The organism is Alteromonas sp. (assembly GCF_984505615.1).
Genome location: NZ_CFHOXV010000051.1, coordinates 1 through 23546, shown reverse-complemented (window position 1 = coordinate 23546; position 23546 = coordinate 1). Strand labels below are relative to the sequence as shown.

General features: G+C 49.8%; 21 protein-coding genes. 3 read left to right on the top strand and 18 right to left on the bottom strand.

What is annotated here, in order from left to right; all coding sequences use genetic code 11:
* The 6 genes from AC4PME_RS18770 to AC4PME_RS18745 all read right to left on the bottom strand — a co-directional run.
* A partial coding sequence (locus AC4PME_RS18770; protein ID WP_491226066.1) for a cation diffusion facilitator family transporter occupies positions 1-956 on the bottom strand: 956 nt, incomplete at its 3' end.
* A 53-nt stretch (positions 957-1009) separates the two neighbouring features.
* Positions 1010-2515 carry an ATP-binding cassette domain-containing protein gene (locus AC4PME_RS18765; RefSeq protein WP_491046599.1) on the bottom strand — a complete coding sequence of 502 codons (1506 nt, stop codon included), beginning with the start codon at positions 2513-2515 and terminating at the stop codon, positions 1010-1012.
* Complete coding sequence (locus tag AC4PME_RS18760) at positions 2512-4173, bottom strand: ABC transporter ATP-binding protein/permease (protein ID WP_491046598.1); 1662 nt, start codon at positions 4171-4173, stop codon at positions 2512-2514. The genes AC4PME_RS18765 and AC4PME_RS18760 overlap by 4 nt, the downstream gene beginning before the upstream one ends.
* Positions 4174-4181: 8 nt before the next feature.
* Positions 4182-4295: a cytochrome bd-I oxidase subunit CydX gene (gene cydX / locus AC4PME_RS18755; protein ID WP_119502908.1), complete on the bottom strand. Its 114-nt coding sequence runs from the start codon at positions 4293-4295 to the stop codon at positions 4182-4184.
* An 8-nt stretch (positions 4296-4303) separates the two neighbouring features.
* The gene (cydB, locus tag AC4PME_RS18750; RefSeq protein ID WP_119502909.1) at positions 4304-5440 is read right to left on the bottom strand and encodes a cytochrome d ubiquinol oxidase subunit II; all 1137 of its coding nucleotides are present in this window, start codon (positions 5438-5440) and stop codon (positions 4304-4306) included.
* A complete protein-coding gene (locus AC4PME_RS18745) occupies positions 5437-7011 on the bottom strand; it encodes a cytochrome ubiquinol oxidase subunit I (RefSeq protein WP_119502910.1) in 1575 nt (524 codons plus the stop codon). The genes cydB and AC4PME_RS18745 overlap by 4 nt, the downstream gene beginning before the upstream one ends.
* A 344-nt stretch (positions 7012-7355) precedes the next feature.
* Here AC4PME_RS18745 and AC4PME_RS18740 point away from each other — a divergent pair, with 344 nt between their 5' ends.
* Positions 7356-8666 carry a sigma-54 interaction domain-containing protein gene (locus AC4PME_RS18740; RefSeq protein ID WP_232373420.1) on the top strand — a complete coding sequence of 437 codons (1311 nt, stop codon included), beginning with the start codon at positions 7356-7358 and terminating at the stop codon, positions 8664-8666.
* On the opposite strand, the gene AC4PME_RS18735 is transcribed toward AC4PME_RS18740, so the two are convergent.
* From AC4PME_RS18735 to AC4PME_RS18695, 9 genes are all read right to left on the bottom strand, one after another.
* Complete coding sequence (locus tag AC4PME_RS18735; protein ID WP_442858434.1) at positions 8663-9391, bottom strand: sulfite exporter TauE/SafE family protein; 729 nt, start codon at positions 9389-9391, stop codon at positions 8663-8665. The genes AC4PME_RS18740 and AC4PME_RS18735 overlap by 4 nt on opposite strands.
* A 79-nt stretch (positions 9392-9470) precedes the next feature.
* Positions 9471-10451, bottom strand: a complete 981-nt coding sequence (locus tag AC4PME_RS18730; protein ID WP_161599186.1) for a DUF2955 domain-containing protein — start codon at positions 10449-10451, stop codon at positions 9471-9473.
* A 100-nt stretch (positions 10452-10551) separates the two neighbouring features.
* Complete coding sequence (locus AC4PME_RS18725; protein WP_119502913.1) at positions 10552-11619, bottom strand: HlyD family secretion protein; 1068 nt, start codon at positions 11617-11619, stop codon at positions 10552-10554.
* Positions 11616-12056: a MarR family transcriptional regulator gene (locus AC4PME_RS18720; RefSeq protein WP_119502914.1), complete on the bottom strand. Its 441-nt coding sequence runs from the start codon at positions 12054-12056 to the stop codon at positions 11616-11618. The genes AC4PME_RS18725 and AC4PME_RS18720 overlap by 4 nt, the downstream gene beginning before the upstream one ends.
* 180 nt (positions 12057-12236) lie before the next feature.
* Positions 12237-12464, bottom strand: a complete 228-nt coding sequence (locus AC4PME_RS18715; protein ID WP_119502915.1) for a YgaP family membrane protein — start codon at positions 12462-12464, stop codon at positions 12237-12239.
* Between the two features lie 2 nt (positions 12465-12466).
* Positions 12467-13798 (bottom strand): hypothetical protein, encoded by a 1332-nt coding sequence (locus AC4PME_RS18710; protein ID WP_491226067.1) that lies wholly within the window; start codon positions 13796-13798, stop codon positions 12467-12469.
* Position 13799: 1 nt separating this feature from the next.
* Positions 13800-14618, bottom strand: coding sequence for an outer membrane lipoprotein-sorting protein (locus AC4PME_RS18705; protein WP_181013641.1), 819 nt, complete (start codon positions 14616-14618; stop codon positions 13800-13802).
* A 12-nt stretch (positions 14619-14630) separates the two neighbouring features.
* Positions 14631-17168, bottom strand: coding sequence for an efflux RND transporter permease subunit (locus AC4PME_RS18700; RefSeq protein ID WP_491045829.1), 2538 nt, complete (start codon positions 17166-17168; stop codon positions 14631-14633).
* A gap of 260 nt (positions 17169-17428) precedes the next feature.
* Positions 17429-18745, bottom strand: coding sequence for a methyl-accepting chemotaxis protein (locus tag AC4PME_RS18695; RefSeq protein WP_119502916.1), 1317 nt, complete (start codon positions 18743-18745; stop codon positions 17429-17431).
* 219 nt (positions 18746-18964) lie between these two features.
* Here AC4PME_RS18695 and AC4PME_RS18690 point away from each other — a divergent pair, with 219 nt between their 5' ends.
* Complete coding sequence (locus tag AC4PME_RS18690) at positions 18965-20068, top strand: Gfo/Idh/MocA family protein (RefSeq protein WP_119502917.1); 1104 nt, start codon at positions 18965-18967, stop codon at positions 20066-20068.
* Here the strand turns inward: AC4PME_RS18690 and AC4PME_RS18685 are convergent.
* Entirely contained in the window at positions 20065-20328 is a 264-nt protein-coding gene (locus AC4PME_RS18685) for a DUF7218 family protein (RefSeq protein ID WP_119502918.1), read from the bottom strand. The two genes, AC4PME_RS18690 and AC4PME_RS18685, sit on opposite strands and share 4 nt — an antisense overlap.
* A 211-nt stretch (positions 20329-20539) precedes the next feature.
* Between AC4PME_RS18685 and AC4PME_RS18680 the strand changes: the two genes are divergently transcribed.
* A complete protein-coding gene (locus AC4PME_RS18680) occupies positions 20540-21271 on the top strand; it encodes a MauE/DoxX family redox-associated membrane protein (protein ID WP_491045828.1) in 732 nt (243 codons plus the stop codon).
* Here AC4PME_RS18680 and AC4PME_RS18675 read toward each other — a convergent pair.
* Both AC4PME_RS18675 and AC4PME_RS18670 read right to left on the bottom strand, forming a co-directional pair.
* Positions 21263-22267 carry a hypothetical protein gene (locus tag AC4PME_RS18675; RefSeq protein ID WP_491045827.1) on the bottom strand — a complete coding sequence of 335 codons (1005 nt, stop codon included), beginning with the start codon at positions 22265-22267 and terminating at the stop codon, positions 21263-21265. The genes AC4PME_RS18680 and AC4PME_RS18675 overlap by 9 nt on opposite strands.
* A 238-nt stretch (positions 22268-22505) precedes the next feature.
* On the bottom strand, positions 22506-23546 hold a 1041-nt coding region (locus AC4PME_RS18670; protein ID WP_491529697.1), incomplete at its 5' end, for a hybrid sensor histidine kinase/response regulator.

Sequence of the window (23546 nt, the reverse complement as noted above, 5' to 3'; positions counted from 1 at the left end):
TGGTCATGGTCATGGTCATGGTCATGGTCATGGTCATGGTCATGGTCATGGTCATCAGTATCGCGGCAGACCTCGCCGGGCATTTCAAGTTCGATGGTGGTATGTGCCAGATTAAACCCCGAAAGCTTGTCGTCTATTTGCTTTTTAAGGGCCCGGGCTGTGGCGGCATCCACGTCGCAGGCCAGCTCAATGTGAGCAGTCAGCACATGCTGTTCGCCGTCAAGAGACCAGAAATGGACATGGTGAAGGTTGCGGACGTGTTCAACAGATAATAGTGCTGAGTGAATTTCCTGCTGTTGTTTCGCATCCGGACTGCCCTGTAAAAATAAGCGTACCGTCTGATAAACGTAGCGGCCTACATTGAATAAAATAAACAGGGTAAATAGCACCGAGAGGAGAGGGTCGAGCACCGGCCAATTTACGAATTGAAGCACAATTCCCACAATCAGTACGGCGACCCACCCGAGTACATCTTCCAGTAGGTGCCAGTTCAGTACTTTTTCATTAAGCGTGTTTCCGCCAGACAGCTTGTAAGCGGCCACACCATTGACCACGATCCCCAAAATAGCCAGCGCAATCATGCCTTCAGTTACAGGCATTTCAGGTGCCCACAAACGGGGAATGGCTTCCGATAACACCCAAACGGAACCCACAATCAGGATCAGGCCATTGATCATCGCGCCCAGCAAACTTAAGCGCTTGTAACCATAAGTGTATTGTTCGTCGGCTTTTTTATGCCCTACTTTGCTGAGATACCAGGCCAGGCCTATGGATAGCGAATCCCCTAAGTCGTGAACGGCATCAGCCATAATTGCCACGGAGTTAGTGAGCCAGCCGCCGATAAATTCGATGATCGTGAAGATAAAGTTAAGCCAGAACGCCCAGCCGATACGCTGCCCGTCGCTGACATGATGATGCCCGTGGTGGTGTCCGTGATGATGATCGTGGGAATGCAAAAGTGGCTCCGGCGGTTTTATTAAAAGCTGCCCTCAGTTTGCTGGCAAACCTGTTACATTTCAATCCATTGGTCTGCAGATCGCCGGATATCTTCCGGTGTGACATGGGTAGCTATGATCACCAGCGCATTTTCCGCCGCCGCAGTCAGCCCGGCAGCGACATATTGCTGATTGCCGGTATCCAGCCCTTCGAACGGCTCATCAACCAGCCAGACCTTAGGCGAAGCGAGCAAAGTCCGGCTTAACGATAAGCGTCTTGCCTCACCACCGGAAAGTGCTCTGCCCCCCTGTCCCAGCCACTCGTCCAGTGGTGAGAAGTGCCCCAGACCGAATTGAGAAAGCGCATTATTCAGTGCCCGGTCGCTATGCACAGACTCATCCGGCACCAGATTCATTCTTAATGTGGCCTCCAGCAATACCGGCGACTGCTCAGCATACACCCAACCCTTGCGTCTGCCGGCCGGCACAATATCGCCATCGAAACGCAAATCACCTTTCGCCTGCACCAGACCGGCCAGTGCTTTGAGTAACGATGACTTACCGCAGCCGGAGGGCCCGGATAACACAACCAGACCTTTAACTGGCAAGGTTGCTTCGATACCCGACAAGACATTTACAGCCTGAAAGCTATCCAGCTGAATTTGTCCCCGAGGTTGGTTGTCATGAATGGCCGGTAGGGCTATGGCACCGGATTGACCCAACGCACTTTTCGCCTGGCGGTAGCGCCCGAGGTGTGCGGCAGTCGTCACTGACCGTCCGAGCCAGTCGGTAATACTCAGTAGCAACATGGGAACAATCAGCGATGCCGGGTTGCCAAATCCCTTATCCTGATTGAAAGCAAACAAGGCCACCAGCGCCAGGATAGCACAGCCATGCAGCAACCATAATGCCCATTGTCCGGCAACATCCGTGGAAAACTGATAACGCCACACTTTATCCAGCCCGGGGGCAGAGGCAAAATGAGGATTGCGGCGGTTAACAGACAAGTGCCATAAACTGCTGCTGTTAAAGAAATGCTCTGAACCGAACCGGAAACGCTTTTCTTCAACGGTTTGTTTCGCTGACTGATTAAGTCCGTACACTACAAGCCACATTGTTAGTACGAGCCAGAGGCCCGCCATGACCCACATTGCCAACGTGCCGGGCAGCGCCAGTTGCGTAACAATACCCGTTGCCAGAATAACCAGCACAACCGCGCTTGCCTGATGGGCAACCCATCCTACCCATACCGACGACAACAGTTCGGTTTGGGCGGCAAGCTTTTCCACATCGCCTGCTTTTTCATGCAAAACATGGTCTTTCAGCTTGCTGAACAGTTCACTGCGAAGCACCGTGGTACGTCCCAGCAAATCGTGATGCGCCAGCCACATGTGTCCGTAGCCGGCACCGATACGCACCAGCGCCAGGGCGCGGATGATGACTGCCGGCAGCATATAATTGAAGTTAACCGGCATCAGTGCGCAGGCCGCAATGAACCAGCTTGAGAATATAAGAATGAGCAGTCCGGCACTGGTGTGAGCAATGGCAAGCAATAAGCTGACTACAGGGATTTGCTTCATTCGCCTGCTCCTGTTGTTTTACCTTCTGTTCCGGATAACTCTGCGCTTTCGGTATCGCAGACACGACCATCTTTTATCAGCCAGTGCGCGCTGAACCAGTCAGATGGCAGTGGCTTGTGCGACGCCCAGATGACAGTTGCATGCTGACAGTTACGATGAATAATCTGACAAATCGCTTCATGCTGAGACTGAGGCAAATGGGCAGTAGGTTCATCCAGAAACCACACCGGTGCTTGCCGGAGTAACAACCGGGCAATGGCCAGCCGCTGCGCCTGACCACCGGATAAAGGCGGATGCTCCCCCATAGGCGTATCCAGTCCCGCAGGTAACATAGAAAGCCAGGCCCCCAGTTCCACACTGTCCAGTACCGCAAGTAACTGCGTGTCAGAACAGGTCATGGCCAGACACAGGTTTTCTCTTACCGTACCCGGCAGAATAACCGGCGTTTGCGTGAGCAGAACGTAATCAGATACCGGCTTTGCTAATCCCGGGCGCTGACCGCTCAGTAACTCCATCAGTACGGTTTTTCCTGCACCGGATGCACCATTTAACCGGATCCAGTCACCGGTGTTGATGGTAAGCATACTTGTGCTTAACGCAGGTGACCGGGTGAGCTCTCCGGTTAGAGTAATTGGTGCCACTTCGTCCCTGATCGCGGGCGCTTCGTCCGGCGGGGAATCCTGTAATAAATCCTGAATCGCCTCCATGGCAGACTCAGCCTGCGCTTTTTGATGATAAAACTGGCCCAGCTTCTTCATCTCAGAAAGCAGTAAAGGAGCCGTTAATAAGAGCCACAGACCTTGTTGAAAGTCTATTGTCTCTCCTAAATTAAACTCACCAAGCAACGTAAACCCGATATACACAGCAATTAACGCTACGGCGAGGGTGGAAAAAAAATCCAGTACGGTAGTAGACAAAAACGCCACCGACACTACCTTCATGGTGCGTTCTCTTAAGCTCTGGCCCGCAGTGTCTAAACGTCTGGCCTGTGCGTCATGGGCGTTAAACATGGCTAACAGCGGCAACGCGGATATCCGGTCTGTAAACAGGCGCCCAAGCCGCTCAAGAGCAATAAAATGTTTGCGGTGCAATGCCGCGGCACCCTTACCAACCAGGATCATAAACAGCGGCACAATGGGTAAAGTGATTAACAAACTCCCGCCCACAACTATGCTGACACTAAAAATGGCCGCAAGAGCAAAAAGCGGCACTAATACGGCCACCAGTTGCTGAACACGGTAATCAAAATGCCAGTTCACTACAGCAGGGATGTGCATTTGCCACAAGGTTTGCCAGTGAAAGGTTGAATGCTGTCGCACTAAAGCATGTTGCTGATGGCCAAATGTGCGCAATAGCTGTTGCTGTAAGCGAAAGAGCAGTTTTAGCCTGCCATGATGATTCAACCAGATGCTGCAACCCTGACTCAGCCACACGCCGGTAAGACAAATTGCAGTAAACCATAACAGTGAGGACGAAGCGGCAACGCCGTCAATGATCCACTGCGACACCATGGCAGCAAAACCCCAGTATGCCGCAATGAGCGCAGCATCACGTAAAACGTGGAGGACGGTAAGCGCCACCAGAGCCCTGCGGGGAGCAGAGTTTCCGGTGGCGACAGATTGCTGAAACCAGCGGGTAAGTGAGAGGGAACGACTCAAATTATCCCTTATTCTTCAGTATCAGGGCGGTCCATGTTCTCAGTAGACTCCAGCCACATGGCGTTGATAATGCCAAATGAACAAGCCAGTAAAATGCCAAGGATCCAGGTGAAATACCACATAATGCCTCCTAGTAAATCGCGTGAGATTTATCTAAATCAGATTGTTTAACTCTTCCACGCATCACGTAGAACCCGTAGATGGTGTAAGACAGTACGATGGGCACAAATACACAGGCTACGAAGAACATCACACGTAATGTCATTTCACTGGATGTAGCATCCCACATTGTCAGACTTGCATCCGGCATTGTGCTGCTTGGCATCAGGAACGGGAACATTGAGAACCCCGCCGTTAAAATAACGCCGGCTATCATGGCAGAACTGGACACAAATGCCCATCCCGCACGGCCTGCTTTTGAAAAGGCTGCGCAAGCCAGGCCACCAGCAATACCCAGTGCAGGTGCAATGATCATCCAGGGGTAAGTCCCATAGTTGTTCATCCACGCGCCGGTTTCAGTGACAACGGTTTTGTGCAACGGATTTGAGACGGCATAAGTGTCTGCTACAGAGCTCATCACATAACCATCTATGCCGAAGGCTACAACCACGCCGGCCAGAATAAATAACGCCACAGTCACCAAAGACAGGATCACTGAGGTGGCACGGGCACGCACTTCAACAAAACCGTCTGTTTTCATTTGCAACCAGGTGGCACCGTGATTAAGCAGTAATGCAACGGATACCAGACCGGTCAGGATGGCAAAGGGATTCAATAACCCGAAGAAAGAACCGGTGTAGGTGGATTTCAACGTGTTATCAAATTCATAGGGTACGCCCTGCAACAGGTTTCCGAACGCAACACCAAAGATAAGTGCCGGAACAAATCCGCCGGCAAACAACGCCCAGTCCCAACGCTGACGCCACTTTGCTCCGGGCAGTTTACTACGGTAATCGAAGCCGATGGGGCGCATCCATAACGCAGCAAGCGTAAGAAATAACGCGATGTAAAAGCCGGAAAACGCAGTAGCATAAATCATTGGCCAGGCAGCAAAAATAGCGCCACCGGCCGTGATGAACCACACCTGGTTGCCGTCCCAGTGCGGGCCGATGGTATTAATCATCACCCGTCGCTCTTCGTCGGTACGCCCGATAATAGTAAGCAGCGAACCTACACCTAAATCAAAGCCGTCGGTAATGGCAAAGCCAATCAGTAACACACCGACAAGCACCCACCAGATCACCCGCAACACTTCATAATCGATCATGCGTTTGCTCCTTTTTCAGTTAAACCAATTACGCTTGCTCCATCCTGTTCGTCGCCGGGAGGAACCGGTCCTTTTTTGGCGAATTTCTTCATCAGGTAGAAGCTGATAATGAACATCACGGTGTAGAACAAGGTGTAGCCCACCATGGTGAATACCACATCACCCACACTCAGATTGGAAACAGACACGTGGACCGGCAGTACTTCTGCAATAGACCATGGCTGACGACCAAACTCGGCGACGAACCAGCCTGCTTCACAGGCAATCCAGGGCAGAGGTAAGCCGTAGAGGGCTGATTTCAGTAGCCAGCGGGGCTGAGTAATGCGATGTTTAGTGCTGTACCAGAACGCTGCCGCGAACAGAGCCAGCATTAAAAAGCCTGCCAGTACCATTAAGCGGAAGGAATAAAACAGCGGTGCAACAGGCGGAATACTGTAATCCACGGCACGCTCAAGCGCTTCAGGTGTAGGCCGTGTAATGTCCTGCGTAAAGGGTTGCAGCAGCATGGCGTAACCCAAATTTTCTTTATTCGCATCAAACAGCGCCTGCTCTGCCGGCGTGGCTGAACCGTCACGCACTGCATCCATGTGCTTGTATGCCTGCACACCGGATAAAATGCGAACACGGTGCTGCTCTTTCAAATCTTTAATGCCGGTAACTTCCTCATCAAAGCTGCGGGTGGCGATGATACCCATGGCGTAGGGGATTTGAATGGCGTAGTCCATACGCTCTTCTTCGTCATTCGGAATACCAAAGATGGTGAATGGCGCAGGCGCAGGATGGGTTTCGTACTCTGCTTCTACAGCGGCGAGTTTCACTTTCTGCACATCACCGATTTCATATCCGCTTTCATCGCCCAGAATAATCACTGATAACACAGACGCCAGACCGAAGCTTGCAGCGATGGCAAAAGAGCGGCGGGCAAACGCAACATGCTTGTGTTTCAGTAAGTAATAACTGGAGATAGCCAGCACGAACATTGCGCCTGTGGTATAGCCTGCAGAGACAGTGTGTACAAACTTCACTTGTGCCACCGGATTAAAAATAACGTCAGCGAAGCTGGTCATTTCCATCCGCATAGATTCAACATTGAAGTCGGCGCCCACAGGGTTTTGCATCCAGCCATTGGCGATAAGGATCCAAAGCGCCGAAAAGTTAGAACCGATAGCCACCAGCCAGGTAGCCATAAGGTGCTTCACTTTTGACATGCGGTCCCAGCCAAAGAAGAACAGTCCGACGAAGGTTGATTCAAGGAAAAACGCCATCAGGCCTTCAATAGCCAATGGTGCGCCAAAAATGTCACCCACGTAATGTGAATAATAAGACCAGTTCATACCGAACTGGAACTCCATGGTGAGGCCGGTAGCCACACCAATCGCAAAGTTTATCCCGAACAACTTACCCCAGAATTTGGTCATCTGTTTGTAGATTTCCTTGCCGGTCATCACGTAAACCGATTCCATGATGGCAAGCAGGAAAGTCATACCTAAGGTAAGGGGTACAAAGATAAAGTGGAACATAGCAGTCAATGCAAACTGCCAGCGCGATAACTCCAGTAATGTATCGCTCATTAGGAACATCTCCCGATTAATTAGTAATTTGGCGAAATGTCGACGATGTAGCCGAATTTAATATCACTGGCAGAGCAGAAGTCGTGCCACAGAGTAACGTTGGCAATCACAGAAGCGTGAGATAAATCAAAAACCGCAATTATTGTGCGCAGAAAGCGTGAATAACGAACACAACAGGGATGTTTGAGCCACCGGACGACTTCGGATACATCGCAAATTTCATAGCCGCTACCTTACACCCTTCGAACAGGCCGCTATTTGATCCAACGCAAGCTTTCTCACCGGAAAAATAAAGTCATTTTTGACATACCTTGTGACATAATTGTCACAATTCACCAGGGGGGATGAACGTGAACATTTCTATTATTCAGTCGATGATCAATGCGATTGATAAACCGGCGATTTTTATCACGCCGGATTATGTGGTGCATGCGGTTAATCAGCTCTACCGCGACACCTACGAAGAGCACATCATCACCGGTAAAAGCACCTGCTTCAGCGTGTCTCACAACAATGCTGTACCCTGTGATCAAGCCGGAGAAGACTGCCCCCTTGCTGAATGCAAAAGCACACAAAGACCAAGCTCAGTGGTACACAATCACAAAACCCGCACAGGCGATTCTCATTGCCAGATCACAATGAAGCCGGTGGAGGACGAAGATGGCATGGTGCTTGGCTACCTGGAGGTGCTGGAGCAGATCACCTTTGCTTCTCCCGGGGCCGGTAATGCGAAACTCATTGGCAGTGCGCCGTCTTTCAGGAATATGCTGCATCAAATCAGCCGCGCTGCACCGGCAGACATTGCCGTGTTATTGCAGGGAGAAACAGGCACCGGAAAAGAACTTGTCGCCCACGCTATTCACGAAAGCAGCTCACGGAAAGACAAACCGTTTGTGGTCATTGAATGCACCGGACTGACTGAGTCATTATTTGAATCAGAGCTGTTCGGTCACGAGAAAGGAGCATTTACCGGCGCATCATCGTCAAAAAAAGGGCTCATTGATGTGGCCAGTGGCGGTACGGTGTTTTTCGATGAAATTGGCGATGTGCCAATGAGTATGCAGGTCAAGCTGCTGCGATTGCTGGAGTCAGGAACTTACCGTCCTGTCGGCAGCCTGAAGCTGAAGCATTCTGATTTCAGGCTGGTCTGCGCCACGCACAAAAACCTTAAACAGCTGGTTGAGAAGGGCGAATTCAGACAAGATCTCTATTACCGGATTGCCGGCTTTCCCATCGCCCTGCCTTCTCTACGCCAGCGCAGGGAAGACATTCCTGCGCTATGCGGGCAATTCCTTACGCAAGCCGGGCACACGAAGAAGACCTTTAACAAAGATGCCCTGTCCGTACTCAGCCGTTATGCATTTCCCGGCAATATCAGAGAATTGCGCAACGTCACCGAACAAGCCGCCCTCTTATCGGTAGATGAACACATTACGCCGGCGGACTTACCGTCACATCTGACTGTACCGGAAAGCGAACAGGAGTCCGGCCCGCTCAGATTAAAAACACTGGAAGAAGCAGAGGAAGCGTACCTGTCTGAAATCATCTCTGCCTTCGACGGTACGCCGGAAGCGCTGGCAGACGTGCTTGGCATAAGCACCAGAACACTTTACAGAAAACTCCGGCGATACGGCCTGACGCTCAGCAGGCGTTAGAGCGACATCACTGCCTGCCAGATAAGGCGCAGGGCCAGTATGGTAACGATAACTTTAAACAGCAGGGCAAAGCGCTCGTCAGACACTTTTTTCAGCACTTTCAACCCCAGCCAGGTGCCGGTAAAGCCGCTGACTACCATAGCAACTACCAGTGGCAACCACTGAAAAAAAGCAAATCCGGCAAAGCTGAAAACAAAGGCTTTAAGCAGATGCTGAAATGTCATACAGGTTGCGAACGTACTGGTGAGGGTCATCTTGTTGTCGGTATTCCGGTGCACAAACCCGGCGACCAGCGGCCCTGTCGCGCCCACAAACATAGTCGCAACCGTCGTCAGCGCACCGGCAATGCAACGGCCGGTTTTGCTCAGCTCCCTTTTCGCCGGTTTTGGTCCCCACACTAAAAATAAGATAAAACCCGCTACAGTAAACTGAATGGTGATTAGCGGCAGTTGCACCACAATGAAAGACGCAGCAACAGCCCCGGCCAGCGCACCGCCACTAAACCACTTCACCATGGCCCAGTCGATGTGCGAACGGGTCAGCCACGAACGGCTCCCGTTAGAACCCAGCTGTACAAGTCCGTGCACAGGGATCAACGCGGCTACCGGCACAACCGTTGCCATGGTCGCCAGCAACATAACACCGCCACCGACACCGAATGAAGCTGTTATCATTGACGTAAGGCCTGCAAGAATAATCAGTCCCAGCGCTACAGCAGCTGACACTGCCCCGCCTCCGGTGAATAAATCTGTAAAGCTTACTACTTCCAAGGTTGCTGCTTTCCTTCAATAAATTATCACTGCATCATACATTTCGCGTAATCGCGAATCGATTTAAAAAACCATCCAGCAGCCATGCCAGGCTCATAAGAAGTGACAGTGCGACGACGACAGAGGAAAAGCGGTACATACTGCTGTACAGCATGTCTGAATTGGGCTGAAGATACTGCCCGAACAAAATGCCGATAGTGGTTAAGGCACCAAAGCCCATACCTGAACCGGTGCGTTCAATCAAATGCAGCCGGGCCGTGAGCATGACGGTGATAAACATCGCAATCACGACCAGGGGAAGATAGCGGATCAGATCGTACATCAATAATTGCACTGTAATACCCAGCGCGCATCCTAGGGCAACGCCTTTTGCCCGCTTCATGGAGTTTTCCAGCGAGCCGCGGAAGGTCATAGGAAACAGCACGAGTACGGTTGCTACCTGTGCAGACAGGGAATCTTTCAAATCGAAAATTTGAAAGACAACGAATGACAGCGTAGCCAGAATCGCACCCATCAGCGTGCGGTGATTAATCTGTGCAAACGTCACGTTATGCTGTGGTGGCGGTGCGATAGGATCAGTCTCCGGAATCAGCCAGTAAAGCACCGCTGCGGAAATAACGGATATCAGCGTGGCGAGGAATGCCGCCATAGTCATATCGGTTAGTGATGCATCCGGATAGCTTGAAAAATGGAGCAACACTGAGAGAGTGACTATCCCGGAGGCCCATAGCAGGAAGTGCGAACCTTTGGCCATCAACCTGAAATGAACAAAAAATACCGCAAACACACCCATAATCATTAAAGCCGGATGATGTTTGAAAAACACATTCAGCAGATAGATTTCCACCACATTCACCGCCACACCTACCATAAACTGCCAGGCAATCAGGCGGTCGAACTTAGGCAACATACCCAGCAATAACATGGGATAGACAGCGAAAAAGACGCCGTAAGGCCAGTTCATGTATTTACTGATGAGAAATCCGGCACAGCTGCCAAGGGCTATGCGCAACACCCGACGCTGATCCTGCGGGGAATAATCCCCGGCCGAATTAATAAAGTGATGGTCACGCTGCTTTTTCAGTATAAGACCGGACAACTTACTGACACCCATCTTAATAAATATAGTGCAACAGACTGACAACCTTCATCTGCGCTGCGCCCATCCAGTTAAAGATGCCGTCCTCATGACGTTGCAGCAACACCGTCGCCCGTGCGCCGCTCACCATATCTGCGGGCAGAGCCTGGTCGGTTAATGCAACATAAACACGGACACGCTGGGCATCACGTACCCAACGGTCGGATACGTCCGGTTCGGCCAGCTTCCCGTCCGGTAAAAGTTGTCCTGTAGCCACACCCAAATCTTTACTGACTACTGAAGCGTGAAAGACTTCCCCCGGAAGGGCATCAAATACCACCAGAGCATCTGCGCTATTACCAATTTTACTCAGGCTCTTTTCGCGAAAATCGGCAACGACACGTTCTTCACCGGTAACCACCAGCGAGAGCAAAGATTGATTTGCCTGAGCCTGAATGCCCGGCGAAAGTTGCAGATTCGAAATGACACCATCTTCAGGTGCTACGACAGTTGTTCGCGCCAGATCCAGTTCAGCCTGTTTAAGCGTATTTGAAGCAATACGAAGGCGCAGGTTATCTTCTCCTTCCTCACCAAGCTCAACCTCTAGCGCTTTTTTGCGCTCCTGTGCAGCCTGCAGTCTCGCCCCGGCGGCTTCAACTTCAGCCATTTTTTGATCAACAAGTTGGGTACTGACCAGATTCTTAGCAGCTAATGAGGCTAAACGCTTATGTTCACGTTTGTCTTCAGCAAGGGTAACTTGTGTTTCGATAATACTTGCCTGTGCTTCGGCCAGCTGGGCGTGCAAATTGTCGTTAGTCTGCTGCGCTTCCCGCAGTGCCAGGCGGGCTTTTTCCACCGCCAGTTCGTAGTCAGTGCCGTCAATTTTAAACAGTACGTCGCCTTTACGGACCTGCTGGTTATTTTGCACGGCAACGCTGATCACTTCACCCGACACTCTGGGTGCCACAGTCACAACAGGACGCTGCACCATGGAATGAGGTGTCATGGGAATATTGAAATCGGCAATAAAAATGTAAGCACAAATGGCAATGAACAGCACTAATGCGCCGCGCATCCATCGGTTAAATTGTGCATCTGCGGTCATGAATTCTCCGGAGTAGAAATATGGTTTGCGTTATCGATGACTTTACTCAGCAGAACGTAAAAGACTGACCGTTCTTCATCAGACAGGCCACGCAGCATCTGCTGGCGGCCCTCAAATGCTCTGGCCTCAACGGCCTGCATGAGTTCTCTGCCCTTTTCGGTAAACCAGAGGGTTTTTCGTCTGGCGTCATCGGGACAAGGCTTTCTTAGTATCAGCCCGGCCTCTTCTAACAAATTCAGCGTGCGTAGCAGCGAAGGTTGTTCAATGCCTATATCACCGGCCAGCTCCTTCTGGCTGCATCCTTCACCGGTGCGGTCGAGATGGAGCATGGCGATCCAGCGGGACTGAGTCAGGCCAAGATCCGCCATGTAGTGGTCTACGGCGTGCCGCCAGGCAAACGCCGCACGACTCAGTAACCATCCGATATTGTTTTCCATTTGCACTGCACACCCAATTAGTTAGCATGCTAATCATTTAAACATATAGTTAGCATGCTAAGCAATATCACGATGGGTAATTTTCGTCAGACAGGGGATTAACAGAGACAGGAGGGCGGATAATTCAAAAAACACCATGCAAAGGCATGGTGCTTTAAAGCTGCGGGAAATCAGTGCCGGCTATTTGCTATGACCGCAAGAAAATGCGAGCTCTTTCTCCGTTTTGAAACCGAAGAATTTTCTTAACACAATAGTTGCAGGGCAAAAGCCGGTGAAGCTCTGCTGAAACAGGTTTGCACCGATAAAAACCGTAAACCACACAAAATAGCTGCTGACGAAGTACGTGAGTGCAACACTTAACAACACCATAAAGCCTGCGAAAGCCGTAATAGCACGTTCTGCTGACATAATTATTCTCCGAAATAGTAGCGAAATGAGACATAGACGTTAGAGGCATCTCTGAACTGACTGTAAAACGTATGTGGTTCGTCACCATAAAACAGGTTCAGCCCGCCGCCCAGTTGCCAGGTATCTACCGGTGACCAGGTTGCTTTCAGACGCAGGTAGCCATCTCCATCAGTGGGTGAATAGAAGTTGAAAGCCTGCAACGATAAAGTTTGCCGCCAGGCCTGATAGCGTAATTGGGTGGTGAACACATGACGCCTTTGTGACGGTTCATATTGTGGCCAGAGCGAATTGGTCATCAGTGCTTCATGGTCATGAGTCAGCTCTGTGTACCACTGAATCCCCCCGGTCAGATTCGCTATCAGCTCCTGCTCATACCCCACCAGAAAGCGGCTTTGATCATTGGGCAAACGGGGATCATTACCCGATGTATCTTCACCATCGTGAAAAGCGTATTCCAGTTTACCCAGCCCCGGTCCGACGGCACGTACTGCACTGAAACCGGTCACTGACAGTTCGCTGTAACGGGGCATGCCATTCACATCAGCAGCTTGCGGCAATTTACTGAAACCTTTGTATCCGTATACCGCAAGTTCAGTACCGGCGAGGGTCCGGTAAAGGCGCAGTGCATATTCCGGCTTATCCGGTGTATTTTCATTACTGACTGAAAGTCTGTCTGATGTGTTTCCACCGGTTTGCGGATTAAAGTAAGAAAAAATATCACCGTTGATGCCATTGTCAGGTTTAAACTCAGGCGTTATCACCACATCTACATTCAGAATATTGAAGTAACCACTCACTTTCATCGAGAGCGACGGATACTTCAAATAGTCGTCGTCACGCCCGGAAAAGAAGGACTGGTAATCTTTCGGGAATAAATCATTGAGAAATAAATAGTCGCCGGTTCCCCAGGTAAGGATCTGCTGACCAGCTTTTACGTCGACAGATTTGCCGGCTTCTCCCAAAAATCCTAAGTTACCCTGCCAGTACAATTCCCTGATTTGAGACTGCCAGCTATCTTGCGCACCGTTGTACAACGCATCGCCGCGAAAACTGATTTTTGATTCAGAAAACGTGTACGCCCCCTGCAACTGCATTCTCACATCGGCCAGCGTTGTATTGTCCGGATGGTAAGGATCGCTCTGCAACCGGGTACCGCCGGCAACATCGAGAAAGCCGGACCAGTTGAATGGCGATACTGTTTCATCCCAATCCCCCATGTCTTCCCACAGATCATCCTGACCGTTTTGCTCTTCCACGAACTGCCGGGCGTAACCCGTTGTGGTTAACCCGGACATCAGGCACAGTGCCAGTGCTACGGTAGCTTGCCTGTTCATACTATTTCAGCCACTGAACAGGAGGTGTACGAAGACTCCGTTCACTGAAAATATTATCATCCAGTCCCAGGTCATAACTCACATTTCTGAATTCCATCAGGGTGTAACCGCCTGATGCCAGATCCGTTACCTTAGAGCGGGTAACGGTGGGCTTTCCCTGTATTGTCTCCACAGACACAGCTTCAACGCGGCGATAATTCTCACCGTTTTCACGATAAAAATTAATCAACACAGGTAACGTGGTTTGTTTATCAATTTCAACGACGTAATAGCTGAATTCCACAGAATCAGGTGTTTTCGGACTTGCCTTTAAGATATAACGCTCAGTGGTTTCGCTTTGCAGTGTGAAGTTATCTTCACTGACTGCCCGTCCGGATACATCTTCATAGAAGAAATGGGAACCAGTGAAAGAGGTTCGCTTGTCTCCGGCGGAAATCCGCTTGACCAGATCCAGGGCCGGCAGATATAACCACCGGTCATCTTCCTGCTGCAGGCTGGCATGTTTCTCAACACGAAAAACCGTGTCTTTGACATCTGCCGGGCGACTGAAGAACACCATCATTTTCTGATCGCCATTGTCGGCAACATCTTTTCGCAAAATAGTGAACTGACGCATTTGCTTCCGTCCCTGCCCGTCCACAATCAGCATTCTGGCGTCTGACCGTCCGTCATCTCCCGCATAATAGGCTGCTTTTTCCGATGCCGTTATTAAGGCGGTGACATCCACAGACTCAGCGGTGGCAAAAGCAGCCGGCAAGGTGAACATAATAGCGAACGATAACACCCTGACGTGTTTAAAATACTGTTGACCAATAAACATAATATCTCTCCGTTATCCGGGGAACACAAAACGACGCAGCAGGCTCATGGCGGACGGCAGCACCAGTAAAGTGACCAGTGCTGAAATTGCCATAATAGCCGCCAGGAAAATACCTACCGTGATGTAGGGCACAAGTGGTGCAAACAGAAGCGGGGTAAATCCAAGTGCAATTACCAGCGCATTGCGGGTGATTGCGCTGGCGGGTTCGCCAAACATTGCCTGTAAGGTGGTATCGACGTTCCCGGTTTCGTCATAAATTGCCCGGGCACGTTCCAGAAAGTGAATAGCGAAATCAACAGACAACCCCAGTGTCAGCGCTGATAAAACAGCGATTGGCATATCGTAGTCTTTTCCAATAAAGCCAATCATGCCGTAAATCAATGAAATGGTGATGGTAAGCGGCAGCATGGCAAGCATGCCGAATACCAGAGAGCGGAACAATACCACCATCATAATGAACACCATTACAAACGCACCGGTCAGGCTTTCTGTCATGCCTTTTACCATATTGTCCTGCCAGACTACATTCAGATAAGCTTTGCCCGCCCAGTGGTATTCAATGCCCTCAGGCAACGGGTTGTCTGCAAACCAGGCTGCAACTTTCTCTGTTACTGCTGTCATTGCCTGATTATCACCACTGGTGAGTTGCAACCAAAGCAGGGATTGCCTGAAATCAGGGGTCACAAAATGCCAGAGATCACCGGGCCGGTGTGACGACTGATATTGCAACAATGTTTGCGCCACAGCCTGTTCAGAATCAGGCAGAGTGTAGTCTGTGTCTTCACCGCTTCTCAGTTCACGGTTCACCACTTTCACCACATCAGCGAGTGAATTTGATTTACCGGTCAAACCGGTTTGACTCAGGTACCCTTGCAGTTCACTGATTTGATTTAATAAGTCAGGAGACTGAAACGTCTTGCTGGCAGACAGAGCCAGTTCAGTTTTACTCATTGCCCCCTCAAGCCATTCAATGGCCTCATCGTCTTCTGCGGCAAACAACGCATCATCAATGGCAAAGACCAGCGCTTCAAGAGCAGCGGCGCTATCAGAAGAAGCGACCTTTTTCAGCGTGTCTTCGCGCCAGGTGCTCAATGACGCCGGTACAGGAGTACTCAGCAGGGAATCGGCGTCCGGTACCGGACGGTTATCTGTCAATACAAGGTAAGCATTATAGGTACCGGCAAACTGTTCGTTCAGTACGCGATCTGCCACACGAATTTCATGATCTTCTTTAAACCAGCGTACCGGATTATCGTTTATCTGAATGGTTGTCATTCCCCAAACAGAAAAAACGAACAGAACTGCAAATAAGAGAATCCAGCCACGACGCCATGCCATAGCCGCCCGTCCGATATTTGCAGCAAACCGGGCGACTCCGGTCTGAGACTGACCATCACCGTGGAGAGCCTGCTGAAGCCTGGCTAAAGATGATTCACTCATCCGCGACACGTAAGCCGGCATAAAAATAAGTGTCAGCAGAAACGCCAGCAGGATACCGCTGCCTACAAAGGCGCCAAAAATCTGTACCGGCGGGATTGGCGTTAACATCAGCGAAAAGAAGCCGGCAGATGAGGTCACAGAGGTATATAGCATCGGCGTAAACAAATGGGACACAACCCGGCTAATGACATCGCCTGCATCCTCGCCGGGCTTATAACGGTCAGAAAACTCCGACAAAATATGAACTGAATCCACCACAGCAATGGGCATGAGAAAAATAGCAATCATTGACGACATGATATGAACAGTAAATCCCATACCAATCATCACGCCCATGGTCACAATGACCGTGACCATGGCAACAATCATTGGCGCAATGATTAGTGGCAGGTTGCGGAAGAAAAGGAATAGCAGGAAGAATATTGTGGCGCCTGCCAGCGGCGCAGAAATCCCCATCTGCACAAACATTTCGACACCGAACTGGTCCTCAGCAACAGGTAAGCCGGTGATATACCATGACTGCTCCGACCCCGTTTTATCAATTTCAGTACGGATAGCCGTTGCGATGCGGTAGCTTTCATTTTTATCTGCGATGGGTACGTAAATCGCCGCAGCCTTGCCAGTTTCAGCCACCAGCGTGTCGTAAAGTAACGGCAACCTTTCGATATGTTCCTTAATTCGCTCAGCACCGGCTGTATCTTCAGGTGCCTTATCCATCAACCATTCAAACCGGATTGTCCCGGGCCCGGCCTGAGTGATGTTATCCACGGTGGATAAGGACATAAGATCCGCATCAATGACCCCGTCAATAGCCAGTATTGCACCGGTAACCTGTTTAATTTCTGCCAGTGTTTTCGGTGTGTAAATACTCTCTCCATTTTGCGGAACTACGCCCACCACGATGGCATCATGCATTGCGAAATCTTGCTTTACCTGATTGTGAAAAGCTCTTTGAGGATGACTGGCAGGCAGCATATTTTCAGGATCGGTATCGACCTGAAGGTACGGGATCATGGCAGCAGCCGCTAATGTGATCAGCCCGACAAGCGCATAAACCCACAGAGCATGGTTGACAGAAAAATTAAGAAAACGTGCTGACAGCTTTTTCACAGGATCACCAAAACAAACATAAGAATTTCATTATATAAATATTTTCTTATATTGCAACTATTGCTTGCGCGGGGAAGTGGCCACTCAGATATGAAAGCTGGCTGAAGGGTGCACCGGACGTCCGGAACAGGACGGGATAAAACGGGACAAGACAGGAGAATGAGGCAGCGGATTTACAACGCTGCCGGTTATGCAGGGACAAAAAAACGCAGCCGGCTAAAGTGCGGGCTGCGCTCTTAGTAAAACAAACAGATATGAGATTATTTTGTCAAGTGATTGGCAAACTGACCGACGGCATCAACAACGGCACGGGCACCTTCCTGTATCTCGTCAATGACCGCACCGGCCTCTTCTGCGAAAGCCAGTCCGGTTTGTGCCCGTTCATCACCTTTATTCACCAGTTCTACGGCGTCTGCGGCCAGTGTCTGGTTGTGTTTCACCACGTTCACAATTTCTTCTGTGGCTTCAGACGTACGGGAAGCCAACTGACGCACTTCATCAGCAACAACGGCGAAGCCACGTCCCTGATCACCCGCACGGGCCGCCTCAATAGCAGCGTTCAGTGCCAGCAGGTTAGTTTGATCCGCAATAGCACTGATACTGCTGATAATAGTCGCGATTTGCTGGGACTGAGAGTCCAGTGCGTGGATCCCCTCTTTCGCCTTGTCCATTTGCTCTGACAGTGTAGACATTTCTTCCAGCACTTTATTGATCACATCTTTACCTTTGCGGGCAACAGCATCGGTATTGTTAGAGGTGTGATAGGCAATATCAGCAGCATTCGCTACTGCTTGTTCCTGCTGGACCTGAGCGGTTATTTCTGTGGCAAACTTCACCACTTTATACAAACGGCCGTGGGTATCGTGAATGGGGTTATACGTTGCTTCCAACCACAACGCATTCCCTTGAGCATCTACACGTTGGAAACGTCCGGCCACGAACTCGCCGCGATCTAGCTTGCTCCAGAATTGTTTGTATTTCTCTGAACTTGCTTCTTCATCAGTACAAAACATGCGGTGATGCTTACCCTTGATATCTTTAAGACTGTATTTTACTGCCCCAAGAAAAGCGGCATTTGCATCCAAAATATGACCATTCAGGTCAAATTCGATTACCGCCGTGGATTTATGTAATGCCTCGACTAAGTCTTCATGCTCTTTCGACATGGTAATCGTTCTGGTGAGATCGTTCAGGTTAACGGAGAAGTGATGCACTCTGCCGTTATTATCTAAAATGGGCTGCATCACGCCGCGAAGCCAGGCTTCCTCACCATTTTTACGGGTAAACTCAATGGCCCCGCTGTAATGATGATTACTTTCCATCGCCTGATGCAGTTTCTTGTAATAATCTGTGCCTTTCGCAATAGACGGAACAAAATCGAGAAAATGTTTACCTTCCACTTCTGACCCGCGGTAGCCTAACTCTTCCTCGAACAGGCGGTTCACTTTTTCAATGCGACCTGCGTGATCAAGTTTCACGAAAATCATCTCATCACGAAGACTTTCACGAACCTGTTTAAGCATGTTCAGTTCTTCCCGAAGCGCTTCGTTTTCTTTGACGAGGTGACGATTAAACATAAAATTTATTTCCAGTCGTTAATGAGTTTATGACTGCCGCACGTGTCTTTGATCCCGTGGTTAGCAGTAAATATAAATTTACGTGATCTTTATCGGCAGAGTGGTCTAATTTCTTGATTTATAAAATTAACCATTTTTATATGTCAGTTTCAGGACATTGAAAAAGCACCTAATAATAGCTAGGCTAAAAACGGGCAAAAATCAAACAACAGGGCAATTATGTCTACACTTCACCGACGCCAGTTCGTCAAGCTCGCCAGTTCCGGTTTGCTCATCGCATCAGCAGTACCGGTTTCTTCTGCGCTTGCTCTTCCCCGCCCTTCGAAAGACAAAGTGGGTGTAGCCCTGCTGGGATTGGGTAACTACAGCACACGTCTGCTTGCCCCGGCGCTGCAGGCCACCCGCCACTGTGAACTACGGGGTATTATTACCGGCAGTCCGGAGAAAATACCAGAGTGGCAGTCAAAGTATGGTATCCCTGATAAAAATACGTACACCTACGGGACAATGAACGACATTGCCAATAACGATAACATCGACGTGATTTATGTGGTCACCCCCACGGGTACGCATAAAGATTTCTCCGTTATGGCTGCCAACACTGGCAAGCATGTGTGGTGTGAAAAGCCTTTTGCTATGGATGAGGCCGAATGTCAGGCTGTGATTGATGCCTGCAGCCGCAACAAAGTGATGCTTTCTATCGGTTATCGCATGCAGCATGAGCCGAATACCCGTCATTTTGCGGAGTATCATTTACGACAGCCCTTTGGTGCTTTCACCGGTTTTGAAAGTTATGCAGGCTATGCCGGTTCCGGCCGTGAAGCAAGCAACTGGCGAATGCAGAAAGCGATGGGTGGTGGTGCGTTATACGATATGGGAGTGTATGCCATTAATGGCACCCGCTTCATCAGCGGCAAAGAACCTGTAGCTGTGAGCGGGTATCACGAAAAGTCTCATCCTGACATATTCAAAGAAGTGGACGAAACCACCATTTTCACTATGGAATTTGCCGATGGTAGCCGTGCTGACTGTGGTGCCAGTGTTGTGCGGGGCTTCAATTATTTCAAAGCTAACTGCAAGGAGGGCTGGTATCAGCTTAAACCTATGCAAAGTTACTCAGGCGTTACGGGTACGGCCAGTAACGGCGAAACCTTACCTGCGATCAGTGCCATGCAACAAACGCTGCAAATGGACAATGATGCCAAAGCAATTCTGGGCACCGGCCCCGCACTGGTTACGGCCGGGGATGCATTGCGTGACGTGAAGATCATCAACGCCATCTTTAAGTCCGCTGAGACCGGGGAGCAAGTGCTTCTGGACTAATGTTTGCGCAGAGCGTCTATAAGTTCTGCTTTACTCATCCGGGAGCGGCCACTGATTCCAATTTTTTTAGCCTGCCCGTACAGGTCTTTCTTCGTCCGGTCTTCATATTTTTTACTTGTGCCACCTTTCTCAGACGGATGCAGGCTGTCATTGGCCTGTGCATTAGAAATTCTTGCAGCCTTTTCTTTGCTGAAGCCTTTATCCCTAAGCGCTTCGTACTGTTCGTCGTCTTTAATCTGGCTACCGTGATTTTTTGTCATCGATTTATCCTCAACATATAAGTTTCCGGCACACATACCTCATTTGCGTACATCACTCGTTGATACCCGAAGACTTGCTCACTGGTTTAATCCCGGACTGACAAGACCTGTCACGCATCTTTACGGATCAAAATACGGTGATGCTGCGTAGCAATACTGAATCCTGACCGGATCGCCTATTGAAAACTGCTTATTGAACAAGGGAGGAAACATGGCAAAAGTTGCACAGCTCTATCGCATGGTTACAGATGAACATATTTGTCCCTTCGGCCTGCGCTCAAAAGATTTACTTGAGCGGGAAGGGTTTCACATTGAAGACCACAAACTGACCTCGCGGGAAGAAACCGATAAATTTAAGCAGAAGCATGATGTAAAAACCACGCCGCAAACCTTCATCGATGGTCAGCGTATTGGCGGCTATGATGATTTGCAGGCATACTTCGGCAAAGGCGACACACCGCAATCCGGTACAACCTACACACCGGTTCTGGTGATTTTTGCTGTTGCATTATTACTGGCTTTCGCCGTACAGAGCCTGCTGATGACACACTTTTTCAGCGTTCGTACACTTATGCTGTTTATTGCCTTTTCCATGACCTTACTGGCGGTACAGAAGTTACGGGACCTCTTCAGCTTTACTAACTCATTTATCACCTATGATTTACTGGCGATGAAGCACTTACGCTACGCCTACCTCTACCCCTTTCTGGAAGCTTTCGCCGGCATAGGCATGATTGCGATGTTGCCCGTGTGGCTGATTGCCCCCATCTCACTTTTCATAGGGTCGGTTGGCGCGGTTTCAGTTTATAAAGCCGTTTACGTGGACAAGCGTGAATTGAAATGCGCTTGTGTTGGCGGTGAAAGCAATGTGCCCTTAGGCTTTGTATCCTTGTCTGAAAATCTGTTCATGATTTTCGGTGCACTGTTGATGATTTTACTCTGACGCAGAGGGCGGGTCTGACTCTGTGCGACAAGGTTGATACGAGGGGTCAGCAGATTTATCGGCGGCCTCTTTTATCAGGGCAGAAATAGCGTCTTCTTCACTGGATTGCTGCAATGCATTAAGCCAGGTGTAGAAAAGTGCATGGTCATGCATCATCAAATCCAGAGCATCCGCAAGACGAGGATGCTCCGGTGTTACATCAGCTTCCATTTCTTCTCTGACAGCATCAACCATCGCCATGTTGCCCTGCTTCGTATGAATATCGAGCTCTATATCATGACCAATTAATTTTTCTAACTCTAGTGGCGCTCTTGCCACCATATCTTTTGCAGCCGCAATGCATGCACTGGCGACAGCAGGCTCGTCAGCCCTGCGCCCGCACCATGTTTTGAGCAGATTATATTTGTACGTACCGGCGGCCCATTTACCCATCGCATAAATCACAGCACCTTCAAGAGAAGCCACCTGCTCAGCTACCACGGAATCCAGCGCCAGGGAGACAAACCGGGCATAATGATTAGAATAGTTTTTGGCCTGCACCATATTTTCAAGGGATGCCAGTACAGCCTCATGATCATTCTGCTCTATATGAAATAACACGAGGTTCAGCCAGGTTTCGCCATCATCACGGCCAGCCTCTTCAGCCTGACGCACCAGTTGATGGTTACACACGGAGTGGGAACCGTTCACACTGCAAAGTCGTAATGTTTCCCGGACAGCATCTGTATTACGGGGATATTCAGACAAAAATGATTGCCACGCATTCATCGCAGCCTCACCTTCAACGCTGGTCATCATGAGTGCGGTCAGGCGTGATTGCTCATTCTCTGAACTGAGGTTTTCTGCATAAAAGGCTTTTATTTTCTTTTCAATCAGCGTGTAGTCGTCGGGACTCAACCGCGGACAGGAAGGAAAACGATCAAATACAGGTTCAGGCTTTTCAGTGCCTTCATCTTGTTCAGCGGTGACCGGAGGTTGCGGCTCTTCCGCAGGCATGTTTACAACTTTTGTTTGTGGAAGCCGGGCCGTGCTATAAGCCGGTTTATCAGGTTTTGGAAAGAAGACAACACCGGCAAGAATGGCTAAAGCAAGTGTCAGTATTAATATTCCGTATTTTTTCACCAACCGGTTCCATGGCAGCAAACTGTTTAACACAGCTTACTGAATGACAGGAAAGGGATAAAGCAAAAACAGTTACAGCAAGACGGGCGGGCCGTTTTTGACCCGCCACCTTTTATTCACCTTCAGGTTTATACATTTCCAGCACGGTCAGCAGCTCTTCTGCATCCACAGGTTTAGAGACATAATTTGAAAATCCGGCTTTCAGCGCTTTAACTCTGTCTGCGGTGTAAGCATAAGCGGTAAGCGCAACGGCGTTGAACTCTCTGATTTCCTTATGCTCACTGCCCCGGATTTTGGTGATATAACCAATACCATCCAGCTCCGGCATGCCAATATCTGACAACAGCAAATTAAACGCCCGTGGTGTTTCGTTGAGAATGCGCCAGGCAACCAGACCATTTTTGGCCAGCGTGACTTGTGCACCATGACTTTCGAGGAACAGACGCAGGAATTTTCTAGCGTCTTCTTCATCCTCAGCCACCAGAATTCGCAGTCCGCTGAGCCTGTCACTGTGCGCCGCACTGCCTTCTACTACATCAGTTGATTGGGTTTTCGGCAGCGGACTGGCAACCGGCGCGATTGGAATAGTGACATAAAACGTAGTCCCCATACCTTCGCCGTCGCTACTGACCCATATATCACCACCGTGCATTTCTACGATGCTTTTCACTATGGACAAACCGAGGCCCAGGCCTTGCTTATTGTGAGATGCTTTGCCCTGGTAGAACCGCTCGAAAACGTGCGCTTGCTGTTCCTCAGACAATCCTTTCCCCGTATCGCGGACGAAAAGCTTGTAATTGGAATGCTCTCTGGCACCGCTGATAGTGACACATCCCCCCTTGGGCGTGAATTTCAGGGCATTAGATAACAGATTATGCACCACCTGCTTTATGCGCACTTTATCCGCCAGAATGGTAGTGTGTTCGTCCTGATAATAACCGCTCAGCTTAATATTCTTGGCTGCAAAACCGGCTTCGAACTGTTTCGCCACGTCCTGTACCGCTTCACTCACTGAAACGGACTGCACACTCAGCTTCATCGTGCCGGATATAATCCGCGACATATCCAGAATATCGTTGATCAAGTCAGCCTGTGTACTGGATGCCCGCTTTACAACATTAAGTGCTTCCACCAGCCTTTCATGATTGGATGT